We start from the raw sequence: 23,684 nt of genomic DNA, 5'->3' as shown, positions 1-23,684 counted from the left end.
GAAAAATTACTTTTAATTTATTCTCTGTGTCATTTTTTATTTCCAATTACACCAGAAATTACGGCATCATACATATTTCAGTATATCCGCAACATCTGCCTCTACATAATCGGCTCCTGCCTGTGCAAATTCTTCTTTGTCTCCGAATCCATATAAAATGCCAAGACAGTCTATTCCAATCTTATGCGCGCCGATAACATCATATTCTCTGTCTCCGATCATAAGCACATTTTTCAGATCTGTAATGCCATTTTCACGAAAAGCATATTCTATCACTTCCGCCTTCGTCCCTCTGCCACCATCCAGTTCCATTCCGGCAACGTATGTGAAATACGGCGTAAGCGAGAAATGATCCATAATCTGTTTTGCATATACTTCCGGTTTGGAAGTTACCACCAGAGCTTTTTTTCCTGCTTGTTTAACGGCTTTCAGCACATCAGGTATCCTATCATACAGCTTACACTCAAAAATGCCTTTGTCCTGATAATACTCGCGGTAAGCGTCAACCGCTTTCCAGCTTTCTTCTTCAGAAAATCCATAATATTTTGTAAAAGATTCCGTAAGCGGCGGTCCGATAAACGCATACAGTTTCTCACGTTCCGTCTCCTCGATTCCGAATTTCTTCAACGCATAAATAACTGAATTGATAATCCCTTCTGACGAATCAATTAATGTCCCGTCCAGGTCAAATAAAAATGTGTTATATTCCATGAGCTTCTTCCCCCTGATTTATTTTATCATATAGCGAATCAGACATAGAATCAGCAAATGCACCGGATAAAATATATAGAAAAACCACCGGTTCCACTTTCTGAACTTTGTCATCTGATTTCCATTATAATAGCACAAAAGTATAATCCCGGACAAGGCGATTCCAAGTCCGTTTCCGCAGGCGAGGCATGCCGCTTTAAAAATTCCATGCGCACTTATATAGGTACTGAAATTTAAAATCATAAATAAAATTATCACGATCACATAACTCTTTGCAAGCTCTTTTTTCCTACCACGATAACGGACAAATAAATACACGCCAAGTGGCGCAATTAATTTCCAACAACAAAAGAAACTGGTTGCAAAAATCAGAACCAGAGAAATCCTGTGTTCCCACTCTGCCATCGGGCGTTCTATAAGCTCCGGAACCGCCAGGCATAAAAGCAATGTAAACAGCATATTTAACTGTCCATCCCGAAACGCCATACTATATGGAATCTGCGAAAGGACTGCAAAAACAAGTAATCTTCCTGCATAATTTTTCCGGCTTCTCGTGTAATAATACCCTTCCACAAGAAAATAGCACATGGTCATTGCTGCAAAATATCCGATGTCGCTTAAGCTCTCATATAAAAAATTGCCCGGTGTCAAGAACATCCGGGCAATATGATTGCAAACCATTGTCAGAATTGCAATGTATTTACATGTATCACGGTTCATTATTTCACCAGTAAAGAAGCGCCATTCATCTCTTTTGGCTGCTCCATACCCATTAATTCGATCAGTGTTGGAGCGATATCAGCCAGGCATCCACCTTCTCTTAATTTGTAAGCCGGATCAGCATTTACAAGGATAAACGGTACCGGGTTTGTTGTGTGGGCGGTAAATGGTTCTCCTGTCTCATAATCAATGAGCTGTTCTGCATTTCCGTGATCAGCACAGATGAACATCTGTCCGTTAACTTCTTTCAAAGCTTCCACCGCCTTGCCAACACACTCATCAACTGCTTCCACTGCCTTAATCGCAGCTTCCTGTACTCCGGTATGTCCTACCATATCCGGATTTGCAAAGTTGATGATGATAACATCATACTTATCAGATTTGATCGCAGTTGTTAATTTGTCGCATACTTCGTATGCACTCATCTCCGGTTTCAGATCATAAGTTGCTACTTTTGGAGATTTAACGAGAATTCTGTCTTCGCCCTCATTCGGTTCTTCCACTCCGCCATTGAAAAAGAATGTTACATGTGCATATTTCTCTGTCTCTGCAATACGTGCCTGTTTCAGACCGTGTGCAGCCAGATACTCACCGAATGTATTTGTAATCTCTTCTTTGACAAATGCAACCAGTTTATTTTCGATCGTAACATCATATTCTGTAAAGCATACAAATGTTGTTTTTACTCTGTCGCCTCTCTCAAATCCGTCAAATGCGTCATCACAGAAAGTTCTTGTGATCTCTCTTGCACGATCCGGACGGAAGTTAAAGAAAATAACAGAATCATCATTTTTAATCGTTGCAACCGGTTTCCCGTCTTCAACAACAACGGTCGGCAGAACAAATTCATCTGTTGTATCTTTGTCGTAAGAAGCCTTGATTCCTTCCGGTCCGCTTACTGCCTGCTCGCCTTCACCGCAGACAAGTGCACGGTATGCTTTCTCGACACGATCCCAGCGGTTATCACGATCCATAGCATAGTAACGTCCCATAACCGATGCAACTTTACCTACACCGATTTCTTTCATCTTAGCTTCCAGTTCTTCTACATATTCTTTACCGGATGCCGGTGGTGTGTCACGTCCATCCAGGAAGCAGTGTACATATACTTTCTCGATGCCCTGTCTCTTTGCCAGTTCCAGAAGTCCGTAAATATGTGAATTATGACTGTGTACTCCACCATCAGATACCAGTCCGAAAAGATGCAGTGCGCTGCCATTATTCTTCACATTCTCGCACGCAGCAAGAAGCGCTTTATTTTCAAAGAAGTCTCCATCCTGGATTGCTTTTGTGATCTTTGTCAGATCCTGATATACGATTCTTCCGGCTCCCATATTCAGATGTCCGACTTCTGAGTTACCCATCTGTCCATCCGGAAGACCTACTGCCATTCCGCTTGCATTTCCTTTTACAAAAGGATATTCTGCCATTAATTTATCCATAACCGGTGTGGCTGCCTGCGCGACTGCATTACCGTTTGTATTCTCATTTAATCCATAACCATCCAAAATCATTAAAACTGTTGGTTTTTTACTCATAAAATATTGTATCTCCTTTCTCGTTTTTTGCAATTAAAAACTGCTTCGATTCCTGCATACAGAAATCGAAGCAGTCAAAATACTTATTATTTGTAATTTACAATCTTGCCAAAGTCAGCTTTCAGGGAAGCTCCACCGACAAGACCACCGTCGATATCTGCCTGTGCAAATAATTCAGCAGCATTTCCTGCATTTACAGATCCACCATACTGGATGCGGATTGCTTCTGCTGTTGCCTCGTCATATACTTCAGCGATGCATGCACGGATTCCTGCGCATACTTCTTCAGCCTGCTCTGTTGTAGCTGTCTTACCTGTTCCGATTGCCCAGATTGGCTCATAAGCGATAACTGCTGTCTTAGCCTGATCTGCTGTAACATTCTGGAATCCGACTTTAACCTGCTGGCGAATGAAATCCATTGTTACACCCTGTTCTCTCTGCTCAAGCGTCTCTCCACAACACATGATCGGTGTAAGACCATGTTCAAATGCTTTGAGGACTTTTTTATTAACAGTCTCATTTGTCTCTGCGAAATATTCTCTTCTCTCAGAGTGGCCGAGAACAACATATTTAACACCAGCGTCTGTGAGCATTGCCGGAGAGATTTCTCCTGTGTAAGCTCCGCTTTCTTCAAAATACATATTCTCTGCTCCGACTTCAATGTTGCTTCCTTTACATGCTTCTACAACCGGAATGATATCAATTGCAGGTACGCAGAATACAACATCTACTTCTTCGTTAGCAACTAATGGTTTTAATTCTTCAACCAAAGCAACTGCTTCACTTGGAGTTTTGTTCATTTTCCAGTTTCCTGCTACAATTTTCTTTCTAGCCATTTTTATCTCTCCCTAATTTTATATTTGTAAGTCTTTACTTATCATTTGCAGCTGCAACACCCGGCAGTTCCTTTCCTTCCAGGAACTCTAAGGATGCACCGCCACCAGTAGAGATATGAGTCATCTTATCACCGTATCCAAGCTGGTTAACAGCTGCTGCAGAATCGCCGCCGCCGATAATTGTAGTAGCTTCTGTATCAGCAAGCGCTTTTGCTACTGCTTCTGTTCCTTTTGCAAAGTTCGGCATCTCGAAACATCCCATTGGTCCGTTCCATACAACTGTCTTTGCGTCTTTTACTGCATCACAGAAAATCTTGATCGTTTCTGGTCCGATGTCAAGTCCTTCCCATCCGTCCGGAATCTCGCCACGTTTTACAACTTTGATATTTGCATCGTTAGAGAAATCATCTGCGATTACGTTATCTACAGGAAGAAGAAGTTTTACACCTTTTTCTTCTGCTTTCTTTTTCATGTCCAGTGCATACTGGCAGTAATCTTCTTCCAGAAGGGACTTACCAACTGTACCACCTTCTGCTTTTGCAAATGTATAAGACATTCCACCACCAATGATCAGTGTGTCAACTTTGTCAAGCAGGTTGTTGATTACAGAAATCTTGCTGGATACTTTGGCTCCTCCAAGGATCGCAACAAACGGTCTTGTCGGATTGTTTACTGCATTTCCGAGGAAATCGATCTCTTTCTGCATAAGATATCCTACAACTGCTGTATCCACATATTTTGTAACACCCACATTGGAACAGTGCGCACGATGTGCTGTACCAAATGCATCATTTACAAATACATCGCAAAGAGAAGCGAGTTCTTTGCTGAATGCATCCCCGTTCTTTGTCTCTTCTGCTCTGTAACGGGTATTCTCAAGAAGAATAACATCTCCGTCTTTCATTGCAGCTACTGCTGCTTTTGCATTCTCGCCTACGACTTCTCTGTCTGCTGCAAATTTAACTTCCTGTCCGAGCAGTTCTGATAAGCGTACTGCAACCGGTGCCAGAGACAGCTCCGGTACTGGCTCTCCCTTCGGCTTTCCAAGGTGAGAACAAAGAATAACCTTACCTCCGTCTGCAATCAGCTTCTTGATTGTTGGAAGAGCTGCTACAAGACGATTCTCATCTGTGATCTTACCATCGATAAGCGGTACGTTAAAATCGCATCTTACGAGTACCTTTTTTCCTTTTACGTTGATGTCATCAACTGATTTTTTGTTAAGCATATCGTTTACCTCCTAATATTCAAAAAAAGAGGCCCGGTCCAATAAGACCGGACCCTTTTTTGAGTCATAATTAAGCTAATTCAGAGAAGTATTTGATTGTTCTTACCATCTGGCTTGTGTAAGAATTCTCATTGTCATACCAAGATACAACCTGAACTTCTGTTGTTCCGTTGTCTAATGGCAGAACCATTGTCTGAGTAGCATCAAATAAAGAACCATATCTCATTCCTACGATGTCGCTTGAAACGATCTCATCTGTGTTATATCCGAAAGACTCTGTAGAAGCTGCTTTCATAGCTGCATTTACTTCGTCAACTGTAACTGTTCCGTCAACAACTGCTGTAAGAATTGTTGTAGATCCTGTAGGTGTTGGAACACGCTGAGCAGATCCGATTAATTTTCCATTTAATTCTGGAATAACAAGACCGATTGCTTTTGCAGCACCTGTGCTGTTAGGTACGATATTAACTGCAGCAGCACGGGATCTTCTTAAATCACCTTTTCTCTGCGGTCCGTCAAGTGTCATCTGATCTCCTGTGTAAGCATGGATTGTGCACATGATACCAGATTTGATAGATGCAAGGTCGTTCAATGCTTTAGCCATTGGAGCTAAGCAGTTTGTTGTACAAGAAGCTGCGGAAATAACTGTGTCTTCCGGTTTCAGTTCTGTATGGTTTACATTGTATACGATTGTAGGAAGATCGTTTCCTGCCGGTGCGGAAATAACAACTTTTCTTGCTCCTGCTTTGATGTGTGCAGATGCTTTCTCTTTAGATGTGTAGAAACCTGTACACTCAAGGACAACGTCTACTCCGATTTCTCCCCAAGGAAGTTCCTCAGCGTTAGCCTTTGCATAAATTTTGATTTCTTTTCCGTCAACAATGATGGAATCTTCTGTAGCTTCTACTGTATCAGCCAGTGCATATTTTCCCTGTGATGAATCATATTTTAACAGGTGAGCAAGCATCTTAGGAGATGTTAAGTCGTTGATTGCAACTACTTCATATCCCTCTGCTCCAAACATCTGTCTGAATGCCAGACGTCCAATACGTCCAAAACCATTAATCGCTACTTTTACTGCCATGATCAATTCCTCCTAAAGTTTATTCTAACTGTACTTTATTGTGAACGCTTTAACATTTTAAAGCACTCCCAACTGGCTTAATTGTACTAAATCTGGTACAAAAGTTCAAGTGTCTTCTATATTTTTATGAAAGTTGCTTAAAAACAGGCTTTCTTTGCTTAAATTCTGTATAATATGTAAAACCGCATGCCCGCAAAATGCCATTTGCCTTGTCAAAATCCCATGCAATATGCTCCGGACAGTGTCCGTCTGCACCGACTGTGATGATCTCTCCACCTAACTCCCGGTATCTTTTTAATACATCCGGGTGTGGGTGTGCATATGGAAGTCCATATTTTAATCCTGCCATATTGAGTTCAAGTCCTTTGCCTTTTGCAATGATATTTTTCAGAATCTCATCGATCAGCTCTGCATATTTCAGATACGAATATGCCTGTTCTTTATCTTTTCCATAACGGATCATATAATCCAGATGTCCGAGCACATCATAATCTTCATAAATACGGACATCTTCCAGCATCTCTTCCAGAACTTCCCGGTAAACTTCTTCATCTGTTTTTCCATCAAAGATCTCTCCGTGTGCGATATCCAGTTTATGTGTGGAATGTACGGATCCAATCACAAAATCAAATGGATATTTTTTTACAAATTCTCGGTAAAACGGTTCCAGATAAGGCTGAAGTCCGATTTCTACACCGATCCGTACATCAATCTTATCTTTGTATTTGTCCCGCAGCGGCGGCATTACTTTAAAATATTCTTCCGGCTCAAACACTTCTTCCGGTCCCCATGCAAAATCATCTTTGTCGTGGTGATCCGTAAAACAGACTGCCTGAAGCCCTTTGGCTATCGCACCAAGGATCATCTCCTCCGGTGCGGACTTTGAATCATGTGAAAAATTCGTATGCATATGCACATCTGCCCGCATCATCGCATTTCCTCCTGTCACTGTTTTTCATTTACTGTTTCGTATTCTCTAGCGGTCTCCGATGATCGTTCCACCGCCAAGCACATAATCCTGGTCATAGAGGACAACTGCCTGTCCCGGCGTAATTGCTCTCTGCGGTTCTTCAAATGTACAGAGGATCTCATCTTCCCCTGTTTTCTCTACCATGCACCAGGCGCCTCTGTGATTATAACGGATCTTCGCCCAGACGCGTTTCGGTTCTTTAAGGTTCTCCACAGACATGAAATTAACCGCATTGGCACGGACATAACGCGACATGGACTCTTCATTGGAACCAACTACTACTTCATTCGTCTCCGGTCTGATCTCAAGGACAAATACCGGATATCCGAGAGAAAGTCCGAGACCTTTTCTCTGTCCTACTGTATAATGGATGATTCCTTTATGTCTGCCTACAACAGTTCCATCACTTGTCACGAAATTGCCCGGCTGTATCTTCTCTCCGGTATACTCTTCTATATAAGAAGCATAATCTCCATCCGGAACAAAACAGATATCCTGACTGTCTGGTTTGTGCGCCACCTGAAGTGCGACTTCCGATGCAAGCTCACGGATCTGGTCTTTCGTATATTCCCCGACTGGCATAAGTGTTCTCGCAAGTTGGTCCTGCGTCAGATTATAGAGTGCATAAGTCTGGTCTTTTGCTCCGGTTGCAGATGTATGAAGCGCATAGCGTCCGTTTGGAAGCTGTTCGATCTTCGCATAGTGACCGGTCGCGATATAATCTGCTCCGATATCCAGGCTTCTCTTCAGGAGAGATTCCCATTTTACATATCGATTACAGGCAATACACGGATTCGGTGTCCTTCCGTTTTTATATTCATTTACAAAATAATCAATGACATGTTCTTTGAATTCTTCCTTGAAATTCATAACATAATAAGGGATACCGATTGCTGCTGCTACGCGTCTGGCATCGTCTACGGCGCTTAAACCGCAGCATCCGCCATTCTCTTCCTGGACAAATTCATCTTCATCCTGCCAGATCTGCATCGTTACCCCTACTACATCGTATCCCTGTTTTTTTAAAAGCCAGGCAGCCACGGAGGAGTCAACTCCTCCTGACATGCCTACAACTACCTTCTTTTTATCCATGCTTTTTTCCATGTTTGTCTCCCGGCTTTAATATTCCTCTTCTTCGTCCTCTTCACCTTCGTGAATATCAGACTTTGGTTTCTCTAATCCTTCGATCGTAATACCATTTTTTGTTGCATAGTCCCAGAGTGCTGCATGAATTGCTTCTTCTGCAAGAAGTGAGCAGTGTACTTTTACCGGCGGAAGTCCGTCCAGCGCTTCCATTACGGCTTTATTTGTTACCTCCATTGCTTCCTGGATTGACTTTCCTTTAACTAGTTCTGTCGCCATACTGCTTGTTGCTACAGCAGCTCCGCATCCAAATGTCTTGAATTTGACATCACGCACGATCTGGTTCTCATCGATATCAAGATAAATTCTCATGATATCTCCACATTTTGCATTACCAACTGTTCCTACTCCGCTGGCGTTCTCTATCTCTCCGACATTTCTCGGATGCTGAAAATGATCCATTACTTTTTCTGAATACATATTAAATTCCTCCTGTATCTTATATCTTGTCTGTGTTTTGTTATTTATTTCTGTTTCTTTACAAAATCTTCATATAATGGTGACATATTTCTTAAGTGTGCCACGATCTCTTTCAGATTATCCACAACGTAATCAATGTCTTCTTTTGTGATCTCTTCGTTGATCGTCAGTCTCAAAGAGCCATGTGCGATTTCATGAGGCAGTCCGATTGCAAGTAGTACATGGGAAGGATCAAGAGATCCGGATGTACATGCAGATCCGCTGGATGCACAGATTCCTTTCATATCCAGCATGATCAGAAGAGATTCTCCTTCTACAAACTGGAAACTGAAGTTGGCATTGTTTGGAAGTCTGTCAGTTCTGTGTCCATTTAGACGGCAGTATGGAATTTCTTTCAATACACGATCAATCAGATAATCTCTGACCTCGATCTCTTTTGCCACTCTCTCTTCTCTTGTATTCGCAGCACGTTTTGCAGCTGTTCCGATTCCGACAATTCCCGGAACATTTTCTGTACCTGCACGACGTTTTCTCTCCTGTGCTCCACCATGAACGAATGAACGGATCTTCACACCTTTACGGATATAAAGAAAACCGATTCCTTTCGGTCCGTTAAATTTATGTCCACTTGCACTGAGCATGTCAATATGACACTCGTCTACATTAATTGGAAGCTGTCCATATGCCTGTACTGCATCTGTATGAAATAAAATACCGTGCTCTTTGGCAATCTCACCGATTTCTTTGATCGGCTGGATCGTTCCGATCTCGTTATTTGCAAACATAACAGAAATCAGGATGGTTGTCGGACGGATTGCTGCTTTTAATTCATCCAGTTTTACTTTTCCGTCTTCATCTACATCTACATAAGTAACTTCAAATCCTCTTTTTTCCAGATACTGTGCAGTGTGAAGGATCGCATGATGCTCGATCTTTGTTGTAATAATGTGATTGCCTTTCCCTGCATATGCTTCTGCTGTTGCTTTCAACGCCCAGTTGTCAGATTCTGAACCACCTGCTGTGAAATAAATTTCATTTGCACTGGCTCCAAGTGTATCAGCAATTGCTTCTCTCTGTTTGCTGATCATTTCTTTATTACCGGACGAAAAGCTGTAAACGCTGGAAGGATTTCCATAATGCTCTGTAAAATAAGGAAGCATTGCATCTACGACTTCCGGTGCTGTTTTTGTTGTTGCTGCGTTATCAAGATATAACAGTTTACCCATGATAAATTCCTCCATTTTCTATTCTGAATGAGTACACTTCGTATGATCATATACACCGTGTGGATTCATTTCTTTGCTTTCTTTTACCAGTTCATCTAACATCATCTCATCAACTGCATGATTGATGCTGTCGTTGATCCTCTGCCAGACATATTTGGTTACACAGCCTTCAGAAGCCATACATCCTTCTTCTGAAAAAAAAGCTGCACATTTGACCGGTTCCAGACTTCCTTCGAGTGCCCGCAAAATATCTCCCACTGAAATCTCACTGGAATCTTTTGCCAGTACATACCCGCCGGAGGCTCCCCGGATACTCTTCACCAGACCTGCTTTCTTCATCTTAGCCACGAGCTGCTCCAGATACCGTTCGGAAATTCCCTGTCTCATTGCAATACTTCCAATAGAAACCGGTTCCTCTTCACTGTATCTGGCAAGATCTATCATTGCCCTTAAGCCATATCTGCCTTTCGTGGAGAGCTTCATCTCATCACCTTCTTTAATTCCTACCAATTCAATTCCCACTAAATTACTAGGATTTTTCCTTTTGTAGAATAGCACCCTCTTAAAGTTCTGTCAAGGACTTCATTCAAATATAATATAATAATATTTTCAGCGGTTTTCCGACCGAAAGGAGTCTGTTTATGACAGAGAAACACATCATCCTGAAAGGAACCTTTGTTCTGACCCTTGCCGCTTTTATATCACGATTCCTCGGTTTTTTCTACCGTATGTATTTAAGTCACATCTTCGGCGAAGCAAATGTCGGGCTGTATCAGCTCATTTTCCCGGTCTATACACTGGGAATTGCCATAACATGCGCCGGAATCCAGACTGCGCTTTCCCGACATGTTGCCGGTTACGTTGCTAAAGGGAAAAAAAAAGAAACAGACCTGCTTCTTTTTACTTCTATGATTTATACTGTTTTTCTCTCGGTGATTCTTATGCTTTTTACGCAGCACTATGCACATGACATCGCATGTACGCTGTTGAAAGAACCGGCATGCAAATCCCTGCTGCTCCTGCTCTCTTACTGTTTTCCTTTTGCTGCCATCCACTGCTGTATCCTCGGCTATTATTTCGGTATGAAACAGGCTAAAATTCCCGCCTGGTCTCAACTTCTGGAACAGTCTGTCCGAATTCTTTCTGTATATGCAGTCTATTCTTTTGGCATCCGACACGGGCAGCATTTTTCTGTCTCCGTTGCAGTACTTGGAATGATCGCAGGCGAAGCTGCCGCAGCATGGTATTGTCTCCACAGTTTAAATTCATATTCCGAGACATTATCATCCCGCAAATCAACAGACATCCTTTTTCTCCGAAGGCTGTGCTGTCTGGATAATTTAAAGGCATTTCTTTCACTGCTTCGTTTTTCAATTCCGCTTACCGTAAGCCGGATCATGCTTACACTGCTGCAATGTCTGGAGGCATTCTCCATTCCATGGAATCTACAATATTACGGTCTGGATCGGAATGAATCTCTTCGTATCTACGGTGTACTGACCGGAATGGCACTTCCGTGTGTCCTGTTTCCAAGTGCGCTGACCGGATCTCTTGCAACAATGATCCTGCCATCTGTTGCACAGATTGAAGCAGAAAACAATATCCGAAAATTACGTCGTCTGATACGTAAAGTGACAACTACGTGCATTTTGCTCGGAAGCACATGTTGTATCCTGCTTCTGCTTTCAAGCTCTTTTATAGGAGTATGTCTCTTTCACAGTCCTTTAGCATCCAGATACATTTTTACACTCGCATGGATCTGTCCATTTCTGTATACGAATACAACATTTATCAGTATTTTAAACGGAATCGGTAAAGCTGGCATATCCCTTTTCATCAATATGTTTACAATACTCATCCGTATTGCAAGTATCTATCTCAGCATCCCGGCATACGGAATCCGAGGATACCTGACCGGACTACTGTTAAGCCAGATATTTATGTTTTGTTTCTGTTTCATTTATCTGCATTATCATTACAGATTCAGTGCGAACCGAAGAACAGCTGGGCTCACATAGCATTCCAGGAAAATACCGATAGCAAACAGAATTAACACACCAGTTGTCTTATTTATATTCCAGCGGCTTACAACAGGATAATTCAGTAAATAGATCAATATTGCCACATATGCCGCGACATAGAAAGGCATATGTGGCAACAGTGCCAGCACGCAGATAAATATTCCTTTTATTCCAAGTTGTAAAACTGCTGCGCAGAACAATACGCCTGCCAGAAAACCTGTCCATAGAAAAAACAGTACCGCACTTGTCTTTTTCCATCTTGTTGCCCCTGCAAGCGTAAGAATGCAAAGTGGTAACAGGCGCATACGCACAATATACCATATATATTCCAGTCCAGGTACGCACACTTTCACGCTCTCTGTTAAATGTTTTTCTGCAAATATTCCCATCTGCATGATGGACTCCTGCGCAATCAAATTCGCATACAGGATTCCTGCCATCACTCCCACTGCATATACTGCTACCCAGATTTTTGTATGTTCACGCATTGCCACGCCTCCCGACCTAAAGATAATTTATTATATGTCAGGATTCTTCTTACTAATGACAGTGTTTTTCAAGAGGCTTATCTAAAATAAATACATTTAATGACAGTATTTGGATTCGTATGCCAAAATTGATGCGATTGTCTTGGAATCTTCAATCTTGCCGGTAAAGATCATCTCCCTTAACTCCTCCAATGTATATGCTTTCACCTGGATAAATTCATTCTCATCCAAATGCTGTTTCGCAGGTTTGAGATCCCTTGCTAGAAAAATCTCTACCTTTTCATCACAAAATGCGACCGTTGTACGCAGATCCATAAGCCACTCTATATTCTCCGCCCTGTAGCCGGTCTCTTCTTCCAGTTCTCTTCTTGCGCATTCGATTCCAGGCTCTCCTGGTGCATCCAGCTTTCCTGCCGGGATTTCCAGTGTATCCCGCTCCAGTGCATTACGGTACTGTGTGACCATCAGAATCTTGCCGTCATCCATAACCGGAATTACGGCAGCCGCTCCGTCATGGTGAATAAAATCCCAGTCTTCATGATTGCCATTCGAAAATTCCATACGGTCTTTGTATATTTTTAGAACTGTTCCTGTATAAGCCAGTTCTCTGCTTACTCTCTTTACTTCGTTGCTCATAATTTACCTCCTTGCCATAACAAAAGGCAGAACCGATATTCACCGATTCTGCCTATATTTTATCTTCTACTTGGCATAGTCTGTAACACGTGATTCACGGATTACATTGACTTTGATCTGTCCAGGATATTCGAGTTCAAACTCAATCTGCTTTGCTATATCTCTGGCCATTAATACCATATCTGCATCAGATACTTGTTCTGGAACTACCATAACACGAATCTCTCTACCTGCTTGAATTGCAAAAGATTTATCAACACCCTTGAACTGGTTGGTGATATCTTCTAATTGTTTTAACCTGTTTGTATATGTTTCTAATGTTTCTCTTCTCGCACCCGGTCTTGCAGCAGAAATCGTATCTGCAGCCTGTACAACACATGCAATCAGAGTTTCCGGTTCTACATCTCCATGATGTGCTTCGACAGCATTAATAACCGTTGCAGACTCTTTGTATTTTCTACAAAGATCCACACCAATCTGAATATGCGATCCTTCTACATCATGATCTATAGATTTACCGATGTCGTGCAGAAGTCCTGCTCTCTTAGCAGTACGGACATCCAGTCCGATTTCCCCTGCAAGAAGTCCGGATAACTGTGCAACTTCCATAGAATGTTTCAGCGCATTCTGACCATAACTTGTTCTGAACTTCATACGTCCAAGAAGCTTGATCAGTTCCGGATGGATTCCGTGAACACCGACTTCTAACGCTGCTGCTTCTCCTTCTTCACGAATCATCGTATCGACTTCTTTCTGTGCCTTTTCCACCATCTCCTCAATTCTTGCCGGATGAATACGTCCGTCAACAATTAATTTTTCAAGTGCAATACGTGCAACTTCTCTTCTTATTGGATCAAATCCGGATAAGACAACTGCTTCCGGTGTATCATCAATAATCAGTTCAACACCTGTCATCGTCTCCAGTGTACGAATATTACGTCCCTCTCTACCAATAATTCTGCCCTTCATCTCATCACTTGGAAGCTGTACTACGGAAATCGTAGTCTCAGCAACATGATCCGCGGCACAGCGCTGAATAGCAGTTACTACATATTCCTTTGCTTTCTTGTCCGCTTCTTCCTTTGCCTGGGCTTCCAGTTCTTTTACCATCTTGGCAGTGTCATGTTTCACATCTTCTTCAACAGTTTTCAACAAATATTCTTTTGCTTGTTCGGAGGTAAGTCCTGAGATTCTTTCTAGTTCCTGTACCCTTTGCTTACTCAGCTCGTCTACTTTAGTTTCACGCTGTCTGAGCTGTTCTTCCTTTGCTGCAAATCCTGCTTCACGCTTTTCTATAGCATCTGCTTTCTTGTCCAAAGTCTCTTCCTTGGAAAGTACACGCTTCTCATAACGCTGTAATTCAGCTCTGCGTTCCTTTGTCTCTTTTTCAAGTTCATTCTTGTTCTTGATAGACTCTTCTTTAATTTCCAAGAGAGACTCCTTTTTCTTTGCCTCAGCCGTCTTCACTGCATCATCAATGATCTCACGCGCCTTTGATTCTGCATTTCCGATCTTCGATTCTGCATTCTTACGCAGATTCGAAACTGTAACAAAATGACTGATGATTACACCTGCTATGACAAGCACTACTGTAACAGCAATCATAATTCCGTCCGGCACAGGAGCACCTCCTTATTTAATTTTTATTGTAAAAATACAACGTACAAATACAACACTTAAATTTTATACTGTTTTACCAAAGATGTCAAGCGCTCCCCTCAGAAACTTGTATTACTTGACGTATGTCTTCATAGCGGAATCCTTTTCTCGTCAGATAGCCCAGTATTTTGCGGGTTTGCACATGATCCGCCGTCTCCGGGTCATAATGCTTCTTTGCAAGAAGCGTCATGATCGCATGTCTGGCATCTTCATGCCCGTAACACTCTTCCATCGCCTCGTCAATCTCATCTCTTGCGATTCCCTTCTCTGCCAGCGCCGCATAAATCTCTCTCTTGCTCTTTTTATCCTTCCTGCTGTCGATAAAGCTGCGGGCATAAGCCGCATCATTGATATAGCCGAAAGACTTCACATAAGCAATTACTTCCTTCACGATATCATCCGGATAGCCTCCACGCTTAAGCTTCGTACGGAGTTGCTCCTCCGTTCTCCCCATATCTGTCAGTAAATGCATGGCTCGAAGCTTTGCACGTTTCAGTACAATCTCACTCCGGATCTTCTGATATATGTCTTCTGTTATCTCCCGGCTCTCTGCCAAATGATACCGCTTAACCTCTCCCTGATAGAGAACAAATGCCGGATGTTCATCTATATAGATGCGGAACTTTGTCTTTGTCAGTGGTTCCACTCTGGTGACTGTCATTACTCTTTCTCAGCTTTCTTTGGAGTCTCTGTCTGTTCTTCTTCCTCTTCACCGTCTTCAAATGCATAGTGCTTGCGGATCTTGTGATCCAGTTCCTCCATGATATCCGGGTGTTCTGTCAGATAGTTCTTGGCATTCTCACGTCCCTGCCCGATCTTATCACCATTATACGCAAACCAGGATCCACTCTTGCTTACCAGTCCAAGGTTTACTGCGAGATCAAGGATGTCTCCTTCTTTGGAGATTCCCTTACCAAACATAATATCAAATTCTGCTTCCTTAAACGGAGGCGCAATCTTATTCTTCACAATCTTCACTCTTGTACGGTTACCGATCATCTCACCACTCTGCTTCAATGTCTCAATTCTTCTGACATCCATACGGACAGATGCGTAGAACTTCAGTGCACGTCCGCCGGTAGTTGTCTCCGGATTGCCAAACATAACACCGACTTTTTCACGCAGCTGGTTAATAAAGATCACGACGCAATTGGACTTGCTGATTACAGGCGTCAGTTTACGCAACGCCTGAGACATCAGTCTTGCCTGCAGACCAACGTGTGAATCTCCCATATCTCCTTCGATCTCCTGTCGCGGTACAAGAGCCGCTACCGAATCAATAACAATAATATCCATAGCTCCGGAGCGCACCATCGTCTCCGCAATCTCCAGCGCCTGGTCTCCACTGTCCGGCTGTGAGATATAAAGCTCATCAATATCTACACCGATATTCTTTGCATATACCGGATCCAGCGCATGCTCTGCATCGATAAAACCGGCAATACCGCCCTGCTTCTGCACTTCTGAAATCATATGAAGCGCAACCGTTGTCTTACCACTGGACTCCGGTCCGTAAATTTCTACAATTCGTCCCTTCGGCACACCGCCCATACCGAGCGCGATATCCAGACTCAGAGATCCTGTCGGAATTGTCTCAACTGCAACCTGTGCTGCCGGATCTCCCAGCTTCATAACCGTACCTTTACCGAAATCCTTCTCCAGCTTTGCAATGGCTGCATCTAATGCCTTCTTCTTATTCTCATTCTTTGTATCATTACCTGCCATAAAAGTTATCTCCTTCTCTCGTGACGAACGCATGTTCGTTTTTCTGTTTACAATAGTAGTACACTTGTTCTGTTTTGTCAATATACTTTCGTCTCTCTCTGTGAAATAATCCGGCGAAGTGCCGATGTTGAATTACAGAATGTATTTATATATTCAGCATGCTTAAATACATTTTTACTCTAGCATACTCTCCGGAACAAGTCAAAGAGAATTTCTGATATCGCCACACTTTATTTACACACGTCGATCCATTTCTTACACTGTCCGTATCGCTCCAGTTCCGGAATCGTAAGTTGGATCATGCTGTTGCCGCTTCCTGCTGCCGGATAGACCGTTTTATAAGCTTTGAGTGATTCATCCAGATATACCTCTACGCCTTCATTGACAGCAAACGGACATACGCCGCCGACCGCATGACCTACCAGCAGTTCTACTTCCTCGAATTTCAGCATATGCGCTTTGCTTCCAAACTCTGTACGGTATTTCTTATTGTCAATCTTCTTATCTCCTGCCGTTACGATCAAGATTACTTTTTCATCCAGATGAAAAGACAGTGTCTTAGCGATTCTTCCCGGCTCGCAGCCTAATACATCTGCTGCCTCTTCCACCGTTGCACTGGAACTATCTTTCTCCATGACTCTGTCTTCCATCCCATAATTCTTAAAATATGCTTTTACTTTTTCAATTGCCATGTTTTTATTCCTCGTTTTCGTCTTTTGTCATATGTAAAACATTATACTTTTTTCTTTGCACAAGCGCAACCGTCCCATATGAAATCCTTTTACCTGCAAAACCTGCCACTGATTGCTCCATCCTAATGCTATGGTGACAAAAACAGCTTTTTCATAACAAACGCAAGACATCCTCCCGGTGAACGGGCTTCTACCGTTTCATCTGCAATAACCGGGCAGGCACACACGGCTTTTCCGTTAAGGAAATACTGTACTTCACCAATCTGTTCTCCCTTTTTCACCGGCGCATGCAGATTCTTCGGAATCTTCTTTTTTACTTCCAATTTTTCATCTTTTCTCATCAGGATTTTCTCTGTTTCTTTCTGGATATGTGCCGTCAGATGTTCCCCTTTCTGGTATGGATTTCCTTTATTTACAGCATCCTTTATATATACCTGGATTCCTTCTTCATCCGGAAACTCTGCCTTTTGATAATTTTTCAGTCCATACTCCATCAGTTTTCTCGTATCTTTCCATTTATAAGAACGGTTCCCTGGCCACCCGCAGGCAAGAAGTACCACAATAAATGTCCGGTTATCACTTTTTAACGCTCCGATATAGCAGTATCCTGCTTTCGCTGTAAATCCCGTTTTTCCGCTTAGTGCCCCATCCATCATTTTCAAAAACGCATTATGATTCCGGCAGGAAAATGTCCTTGTCTGCTCGATGTTCTGGAACGAATACATCTCCTTTCGTGTAATCTCAAGAAACTGTTCTCGTTTTGGCGATTCTGTGATGCAATATCGGAAAATCCGTGCAAGATCTTCTGCTGTCGTCCGATGTGCACCTTTTTCATCTGTTCCATCCAGACCGTTCGGTGTCACAAAGTGTGTATCTTTGCATCCAATCTCTTTCGCTTTTTTATTCATTTCCACAGCAAATTCCTGTACACTCCCGGCAACGTTTTCCGCAACCAGCACTGCACTGTCGTTATGGGACTCCAGCATCAGCGAATATAACAGATCTTTCAGTCTGTAATTTTCTCCTTTCCGCACGCCGAGACGGACCTGTGGCTGTCGGCATGCCTTTTCTGATACTTTTACTTCACTGTCTGTTTTTCCTTCTTCCAGTGCCAGAATACACGTCATAATCTTCGTTGTGCTTGCCATCGGGCGCACCGCATTTCCTTCTTTTTCAAATAAAATACGCCCACTATCTGCATCCATCAGGACTGCCGACCGGGCGTATAACTGTTCTGCAAACTGTTCTCCCTCTGCTTTAACTGCAACCGGTTTCCGGCTCCACCAACTCACAAGAAAAACGATAAGCAAAATACATGCTCTGTTTCTTCTATTTTTCATATTGCACCGCCCATACATTACTATCCTAAATGTATGCAGACAGTCCAGAATCTATACATCTAATTTTAGCTGCACTTCTTCTTCCGCTTCTGATTTGAAATGCTCCACCTGTTCCGGATTCAGAACCGGAAGATCATCTACAGACTGGATACTGAATCTGCGCAGAAATTCTTCTGTCGTTCCAAACAAAATCGGTTTACCCGGCGCATCCAGCCTTCCCACTTCACAGGCAAGGTTATATTCCACCAGTTTATTCACTGCATGATCCGACTTCACACCTCTGATCTTTTCAACCTCCAGCTTCGTCACCGGCTGTTTGTACGCAATAATCGACAACGTTTCCAGCAGGACATCTGTAAGCACATACCGTCTCGGCTGTTTGGCGATACGGATCAGATAATCATAATTTTGCTTTTTCGTACATAACTGGAAAGAATCCTCCAGTTCTACGATCTGGATTCCACGGTCTTCTGCCTGGTATTTATCCATCATCTGATGGACGATCTTTCTTGTTGTCTCTTCATCGTGTTCAATGGCAGATGCAATCTTGCCAAGTTCCACAGAGTCTCCCATTGTAAATAAAATTGCTTCTATTGCGCTTTCTAATCTATTGATCTCCACTGTCTCCATACCTTTCTTCTCCTACATGCGAAGTGATCAGAATGTCATCAAACGGCTGTTCCTGACTGATACTGATCTGTCCTTCCTTCATCATCTGCAAAATCGCAAGAAATGTTACCACAACCTGTGTTTTTGAACTTTGCTTTGTCAGAAGACTCCGGAAACTAAAGTTTCTGTGTTCCTTTGCATACTCATAAACATAGCCAAGCTTGTCTGTCAGCGTCACTTCTTCTTTTTCGATTTTACCGAATTTGCTCCGCACCGGATCGACTTTGTCCACCTGACGTCTCATGACATCTTTGAAAATACGGTTCAGTTTTGCCAGCGTAAGATCTCCTAATAGCTTGTCCAGATCGACCGGCTCCACATATTCCATGACTTCTTCCGGAATAGTTGCTTCCTTGTACAGGATTCCTTCCGAATCTGTCTCTCTGTCCTTCAACTCATAGGACATGAATTTATACATCTTATATTCCAGTAACTGTTCTACTAATTCCTGTCTCGGATCTTCCTCTTCCCCGTCTTCCGTCACTTCTTTTGGAAGTAGCATCCGGCACTTAATATCCAGAAGCGTAGCCGCCATAACGAGGAACTCACTCATAATATTCAGATCTTCCCGTTCCATGGCTTTGATGTAGTCCATGTACTGGTTTGTGATCTCTACGATTGGAATATCATAAATATCTATTTTATTTTTGTCTATTAAATGTAAAAGCAGATCCAACGGACCTTCAAACACCTGTAGTTTTACCGGAATTCCCATTTCTCATCCTCACATTATTTTCATATACCGTAACTTATTTATTATACAGAATTTTCCTGTTAATTACAAGTTTTCAAATGCAATACGATAAATTCCGCCGGATTCCACAGACGGATATGAAATGTATGCGTTCCAAGACCTTTGCTTACAACACTGATTTTGTCGCCATCCCGGTACAGATCACCTGAATATTTCGGAAATAGTTCAAATGCCGGAGAAATAACCCCTAAGATTCCCGGTATTCTCACCACACCTCCATGCAGATGTCCGGACAGCACAAGATCCGCCCCCCACTTCTGATATGTCTCCATATAAGTTGGATTATGTGCAAGCAATACCTCGTACGTTGTCTCATCTGGCTGTCCGATCCGTTCGATTATTTCTTCCACAGTAAGCGTACCTTTCCGGAAACGCCGATAACAGGCTAACGGAATCTCCAGCCCGCGAAGTGTGATATTATACTCCGCAAAACGCACTGTTTCATTTTCCAGAAAATGTACTCCGTAAGCCTCCAATACTTCTTTGTATTCCACATAAGAATATTGATAATCTTCCGGGTTCTCTTTCATACGCTGCTCGTGGTTACCACTCGCACAATAAACCGGGCAGATCCCGGTTATTTCTTTTACAAAAGAAAGCGCCGGCGTATAATCGGTATCTTCTTTTCCGATCAACATATCACCGCCAATCCAGATAAAATCCGGATCAGACTCACGGATCGCTTTTACAAGGTTCTCATTATTCTGTCCGTATTGCTGATTATGAAGATCACTTAAAAATACAATTTTCTTTTCTTTCCCTTCCGGAATATTCAGTTTTTCAGATACGATCGCATAATCGGTTCTCTTAAAACAATGTACTTCTCTGTAAATCTCGATTCCGGCAAGAATAGCCAGAACGAGAATAATTTCTGCTATGATCTGCACGGCTTACTCTCCTTTTGCCCTCTTAAATGCCTGCAACAGTGTACGAATATCTGCGAATGCATAATCCGGCATATATTCTGTCTCTTTTAAGTCTTCCGGCTTTGCTTCCCCTGTATAGACGAGTGCCGTCTGCACTCCGGCATTGATGCCACAGGCAATATCCGTATACAAACGGTCTCCGACTACCAGCACTTCTTCCGGCCTGGCATTCACCTGTTCCATACACATCCGTACAATCTCCGGATTCGGTTTCCCGACATAATAAGGCGTCCGGTCAACCGTCACTTTTAACATTTCACAGATTCCACCACAATCCGGCACAAAGCCGAACGCTGTCGGACAACGGTAATCTGGATTTGTACCGATATAATCCACTTCCGTGCGAAGAAGCAATTCACAGGCTGTCTCGATTTTTCCATAATGAAGCGTCCGGTCAAATCCTGCCACAACACAGGCAACATCCGGCTCTACCTGCTCTGTTACAAACAATCCACATTCTTCTACTTCTTTTCTGAAAGATGGTGTACCGAGAACGAAAAGCTTTTTTCCGGCATAGTGCGCTTTCAAATACTCACAGGTTGCATAAGATGCTGTCATAAACTGGGATGCCTCCGCCCGGATCCCCCAGCGGGCAAATTTTTCTATATAATCTTTTCTGCTTTTCACAGAATTATTTGTGATATAAAAGGATTTTCCTCCAATTTCCTCTATATAATCCAGCAGTTCTTTTGTTCCGTCATATAAAGTCTCGTCCACTGCCAATGTTCCGTCTATGTCAAATAAAAAATATCTTTTGTCTTTCAGCATATATGTTCTCCTTCATTTCATTCAGTAACAGTATATAATTAATGTCAGGACTTTGCAAACAGAAAAGAAGACGCAAACTCCCGGATAACATCAAATAATCTCTGTCTGCCGATACTTTCTTTCGATACAACCGGAACAGTTCCAATCGACTTTCCATCCAGTGTATATTCTATTGTTCCCACTTTGTCACCTTTCTTCACCGGTGCATGCAGATTCTTCTTTATATGAAGAGAACGCTTGATTTTGGATATATCTTCTCCCTGTGACAGGACATAGGAAAACCTTTTTTCCGTCATAATTTTAAACATATCTTTTTTGCCGCGTATCAGTTTTATCTCTTTTAATTTCAGATTTTCTTTCTCCCGGTATACTTTGCATGAGCCGAATCCATATTCCAGAAGAGAAATGGCATCTTTCATCCGCTTCTTACTGTCATCTGCCGCCATGATCACTGCGATCAGTTCTACATCGTCTTTTTTTGCAGTCGCAGAAATGCAGAATTTTGCTTTTCCGGTAGAACCTGTTTTCAGTCCGGTTGCATATGCATAATGCCTGATCAGTTTATTCGTATTGCTAAGTCCGAATGTTGTCTTTCCTTTTTTCGTCTCGTGTGTAATGTCTTCCATCCAGATTTTGCAATACTTTTCAATCTGAGGGTGTTTACGCAGCATCTCTCTCGACATTTTTGCAATATCTCTTGCTGTTGTCTCATGTCCGTCTGTATCCAGACCGTTACAGTTCTTAAAATGTGTATGCATCATTCCCAGCTCTTCTGCTCGCTTATTCATCTGTCCGACAAACACTTTCTCACTGCCTCCGACATGTTCTGCCATTGCCACTGCCGCATCATTGGCGCTTGCCACAGCAATACATTTGATCATCGTCTTAACGCTCTGTGTCTCTCCCGGTTCAAGAAATACCTGGGAACCACCCATAGATGCAGCATACTCAGAAACGGTCACCGGATCTTCCAGTTTTATTTTTCCAGCATCCAGTGCGTCAAATACAAGCAGAAGTGTCATAATCTTCGTTACGCTTGCAGGCGGGCGTTTCTCATCTGCATTCTTTTCATACAAAACTTTCCCAGTCGATACTTCCATTAAAAGAGCAGACGGAGCCGATACCATTTCTTTTGTATCCTCTGTCTCCTTCTGCTCTTTTTCTTCATTATCTGTATTTTCTGTAGTTTCCCTTTCTTCTTCCGCCAGACTTAAGATACTGCTCTGGCAGGTCATCATAACAACCGCTAGCAAAAACACTATCCCTCTTTTTATAATCTGTTTCATCCGGCATCCACCAATTTTATGTAGTTACTACTAATATAATAAATGCTTACATAAAATATGAGTAAAATCTATTTTTCCTCCGGGTTCTCCTCTTCATACTTTTCTTTGTTTGCTCTTGCTGTTTCTATCGCTCTCTTGAAATAAATGATACTGCATCTAACCGTTATCACTGTTCCAATACCTGCCGCTGCAATTCCTTCTATACCACCTGCTTTAATTCCATTTATTACAGCACCTGCGCCAACACTACAGATCATCCATGCAGCTCCCATAGTTGCATAAAACAGTTCTACTTTCTTGCTGGAATGTCTGAGATTTTTTTCCGGCAGGTAACGTTCCAGATAGGAACCACACCACATGAACACTATAATAAGACCAATCAACAATATGCTTCGTCCTTTTAGTAGCAATACATTTCCTTCTGGCCAGAACAGTACATTCAACATCCATACCGGATCCCCCCATAATATCGGCAATAATATTAATACATATGGTAAAGTCATCAACAGATAAATAATCAGCTGAAACCTGTGCATCGTATTTTCTCTTACTGTTCCCATAAGCATCTTTTCGGTCTCTTCTTTATAATGCTCCGGTTCTATCTTTTTCCCGGCCAACAGTTCACTTACTTCGATATCCAGCTCTCTGCAAATCTCCTCGATCAGATTCACATCTGGAAAGGACCTTCCGTTTTCCCATTTGGAAACTGCACGGTCTGTTACATTCAGTCTGTCTCCTAATTCTTTCTGTGTCAGATTTTTTTCATGTCTGCACTGTGCTATAAATTTTCCCGTCTTCCGTACATCAATCATATTCTGTACTCCTCTCTGATTCACTGCCCATA

25 protein-coding genes are annotated in these 23,684 nt (G+C 42.4%); 1 reads left to right on the top strand and 24 read right to left on the bottom strand.

Annotation, left to right across the window (positions count from 1 at the left end; translation table 11 throughout):
• Window positions 1-66: 66 nt before the first annotated feature.
• From DW152_RS01990 to DW152_RS01940, 11 genes are all read right to left on the bottom strand, one after another.
• Window positions 67-711, bottom strand: coding sequence for an HAD family hydrolase (locus DW152_RS01990; RefSeq protein ID WP_118287855.1), 645 nt, complete (start codon window positions 709-711; stop codon window positions 67-69).
• An 18-nt stretch (window positions 712-729) separates the two neighbouring features.
• A complete protein-coding gene (locus DW152_RS01985; protein ID WP_118287854.1) occupies window positions 730-1,431 on the bottom strand; it encodes a TraX family protein in 702 nt (233 codons plus the stop codon).
• On the bottom strand, window positions 1,431-2,969 hold the full coding sequence (gene gpmI, locus DW152_RS01980; protein WP_118287853.1) for a 2,3-bisphosphoglycerate-independent phosphoglycerate mutase: 1,539 nt from the start codon (window positions 2,967-2,969) through the stop codon (window positions 1,431-1,433). The genes DW152_RS01985 and gpmI overlap by 1 nt, the downstream gene beginning before the upstream one ends.
• An 86-nt stretch (window positions 2,970-3,055) precedes the next feature.
• On the bottom strand, window positions 3,056-3,805 hold the full coding sequence (gene tpiA, locus DW152_RS01975; protein WP_021860512.1) for a triose-phosphate isomerase: 750 nt from the start codon (window positions 3,803-3,805) through the stop codon (window positions 3,056-3,058).
• Between the two features lie 34 nt (window positions 3,806-3,839).
• Window positions 3,840-5,033 (bottom strand): phosphoglycerate kinase, encoded by a 1,194-nt coding sequence (locus DW152_RS01970; protein ID WP_021860513.1) that lies wholly within the window; start codon window positions 5,031-5,033, stop codon window positions 3,840-3,842.
• Window positions 5,034-5,103: 70 nt separating this feature from the next.
• Window positions 5,104-6,117, bottom strand: coding sequence for a type I glyceraldehyde-3-phosphate dehydrogenase (gene gap / locus DW152_RS01965; RefSeq protein ID WP_021860514.1), 1,014 nt, complete (start codon window positions 6,115-6,117; stop codon window positions 5,104-5,106).
• 124 nt (window positions 6,118-6,241) lie between these two features.
• Window positions 6,242-7,045 (bottom strand): histidinol-phosphatase HisJ family protein, encoded by an 804-nt coding sequence (locus DW152_RS01960; RefSeq protein ID WP_117537403.1) that lies wholly within the window; start codon window positions 7,043-7,045, stop codon window positions 6,242-6,244.
• Between the two features lie 48 nt (window positions 7,046-7,093).
• Window positions 7,094-8,179, bottom strand: coding sequence for a tRNA 2-thiouridine(34) synthase MnmA (gene mnmA / locus DW152_RS01955; RefSeq protein WP_118287927.1), 1,086 nt, complete (start codon window positions 8,177-8,179; stop codon window positions 7,094-7,096).
• 27 nt (window positions 8,180-8,206) lie between these two features.
• Entirely contained in the window at window positions 8,207-8,650 is a 444-nt protein-coding gene (nifU, locus tag DW152_RS01950; RefSeq protein WP_021860518.1) for a Fe-S cluster assembly scaffold protein NifU, read from the bottom strand.
• A 44-nt stretch (window positions 8,651-8,694) separates the two neighbouring features.
• The gene (gene nifS / locus DW152_RS01945; RefSeq protein WP_118287852.1) at window positions 8,695-9,876 is read right to left on the bottom strand and encodes a cysteine desulfurase NifS; all 1,182 of its coding nucleotides are present in this window, start codon (window positions 9,874-9,876) and stop codon (window positions 8,695-8,697) included.
• A gap of 18 nt (window positions 9,877-9,894) precedes the next feature.
• Window positions 9,895-10,359, bottom strand: coding sequence for an RrF2 family transcriptional regulator (locus tag DW152_RS01940; protein WP_021860520.1), 465 nt, complete (start codon window positions 10,357-10,359; stop codon window positions 9,895-9,897).
• A gap of 158 nt (window positions 10,360-10,517) precedes the next feature.
• Here DW152_RS01940 and DW152_RS01935 point away from each other — a divergent pair, with 158 nt between their 5' ends.
• The gene (locus DW152_RS01935) at window positions 10,518-11,894 is read left to right on the top strand and encodes a polysaccharide biosynthesis protein (protein ID WP_118287851.1); all 1,377 of its coding nucleotides are present in this window, start codon (window positions 10,518-10,520) and stop codon (window positions 11,892-11,894) included.
• On the opposite strand, the gene DW152_RS01930 is transcribed toward DW152_RS01935, so the two are convergent.
• The 13 genes from DW152_RS01930 to DW152_RS01870 form a co-directional block, all read right to left on the bottom strand.
• Window positions 11,852-12,385: a stage II sporulation protein M gene (locus tag DW152_RS01930; protein ID WP_118287850.1), complete on the bottom strand. Its 534-nt coding sequence runs from the start codon at window positions 12,383-12,385 to the stop codon at window positions 11,852-11,854. The genes DW152_RS01935 and DW152_RS01930 overlap by 43 nt on opposite strands.
• Before the next feature lie 96 nt (window positions 12,386-12,481).
• Window positions 12,482-13,021 (bottom strand): NUDIX hydrolase, encoded by a 540-nt coding sequence (locus tag DW152_RS01925; protein WP_118287849.1) that lies wholly within the window; start codon window positions 13,019-13,021, stop codon window positions 12,482-12,484.
• Window positions 13,022-13,087: 66 nt separating this feature from the next.
• Window positions 13,088-14,626: a ribonuclease Y gene (rny, locus tag DW152_RS01920; protein WP_207722368.1), complete on the bottom strand. Its 1,539-nt coding sequence runs from the start codon at window positions 14,624-14,626 to the stop codon at window positions 13,088-13,090.
• A gap of 100 nt (window positions 14,627-14,726) precedes the next feature.
• Complete coding sequence (locus DW152_RS01915) at window positions 14,727-15,341, bottom strand: regulatory protein RecX (protein WP_118287848.1); 615 nt, start codon at window positions 15,339-15,341, stop codon at window positions 14,727-14,729.
• Window positions 15,341-16,405, bottom strand: a complete 1,065-nt coding sequence (recA, locus tag DW152_RS01910) for a recombinase RecA (protein WP_021860526.1) — start codon at window positions 16,403-16,405, stop codon at window positions 15,341-15,343. Before recA ends, DW152_RS01915 begins: the two co-directional genes overlap by 1 nt.
• 230 nt (window positions 16,406-16,635) lie before the next feature.
• Window positions 16,636-17,097, bottom strand: a complete 462-nt coding sequence (locus DW152_RS01905) for a YbaK/EbsC family protein (RefSeq protein WP_021860527.1) — start codon at window positions 17,095-17,097, stop codon at window positions 16,636-16,638.
• 128 nt (window positions 17,098-17,225) lie between these two features.
• Window positions 17,226-18,437, bottom strand: coding sequence for a D-alanyl-D-alanine carboxypeptidase family protein (locus DW152_RS01900; protein WP_186855200.1), 1,212 nt, complete (start codon window positions 18,435-18,437; stop codon window positions 17,226-17,228).
• A gap of 51 nt (window positions 18,438-18,488) precedes the next feature.
• The gene (gene scpB, locus DW152_RS01895; protein WP_021860529.1) at window positions 18,489-19,067 is read right to left on the bottom strand and encodes an SMC-Scp complex subunit ScpB; all 579 of its coding nucleotides are present in this window, start codon (window positions 19,065-19,067) and stop codon (window positions 18,489-18,491) included.
• Entirely contained in the window at window positions 19,045-19,821 is a 777-nt protein-coding gene (locus DW152_RS01890) for a segregation and condensation protein A (protein ID WP_021860530.1), read from the bottom strand. The genes scpB and DW152_RS01890 overlap by 23 nt, the downstream gene beginning before the upstream one ends.
• Before the next feature lie 59 nt (window positions 19,822-19,880).
• Entirely contained in the window at window positions 19,881-20,747 is an 867-nt protein-coding gene (locus DW152_RS01885; RefSeq protein WP_330416704.1) for a metallophosphoesterase, read from the bottom strand.
• A gap of 3 nt (window positions 20,748-20,750) precedes the next feature.
• Complete coding sequence (locus DW152_RS01880) at window positions 20,751-21,554, bottom strand: HAD-IIA family hydrolase (RefSeq protein WP_117537160.1); 804 nt, start codon at window positions 21,552-21,554, stop codon at window positions 20,751-20,753.
• Between the two features lie 44 nt (window positions 21,555-21,598).
• Window positions 21,599-22,840 carry a D-alanyl-D-alanine carboxypeptidase family protein gene (locus DW152_RS01875; protein ID WP_330411786.1) on the bottom strand — a complete coding sequence of 414 codons (1,242 nt, stop codon included), beginning with the start codon at window positions 22,838-22,840 and terminating at the stop codon, window positions 21,599-21,601.
• A gap of 68 nt (window positions 22,841-22,908) precedes the next feature.
• A complete protein-coding gene (locus DW152_RS01870; protein ID WP_158570014.1) occupies window positions 22,909-23,652 on the bottom strand; it encodes a helix-turn-helix domain-containing protein in 744 nt (247 codons plus the stop codon).
• Window positions 23,653-23,684: the final 32 nt, after the last annotated feature.

It is taken from the genome of Dorea sp. AM13-35 (genome assembly GCF_003473885.1).
GTDB lineage: Bacteria > Bacillota > Clostridia > Lachnospirales > Lachnospiraceae > Dorea_D > Dorea_D hominis.
The sequence above is the reverse complement of the archived record's forward strand: the minus strand, read 5'-3'. Positions and strand labels throughout refer to the sequence as shown.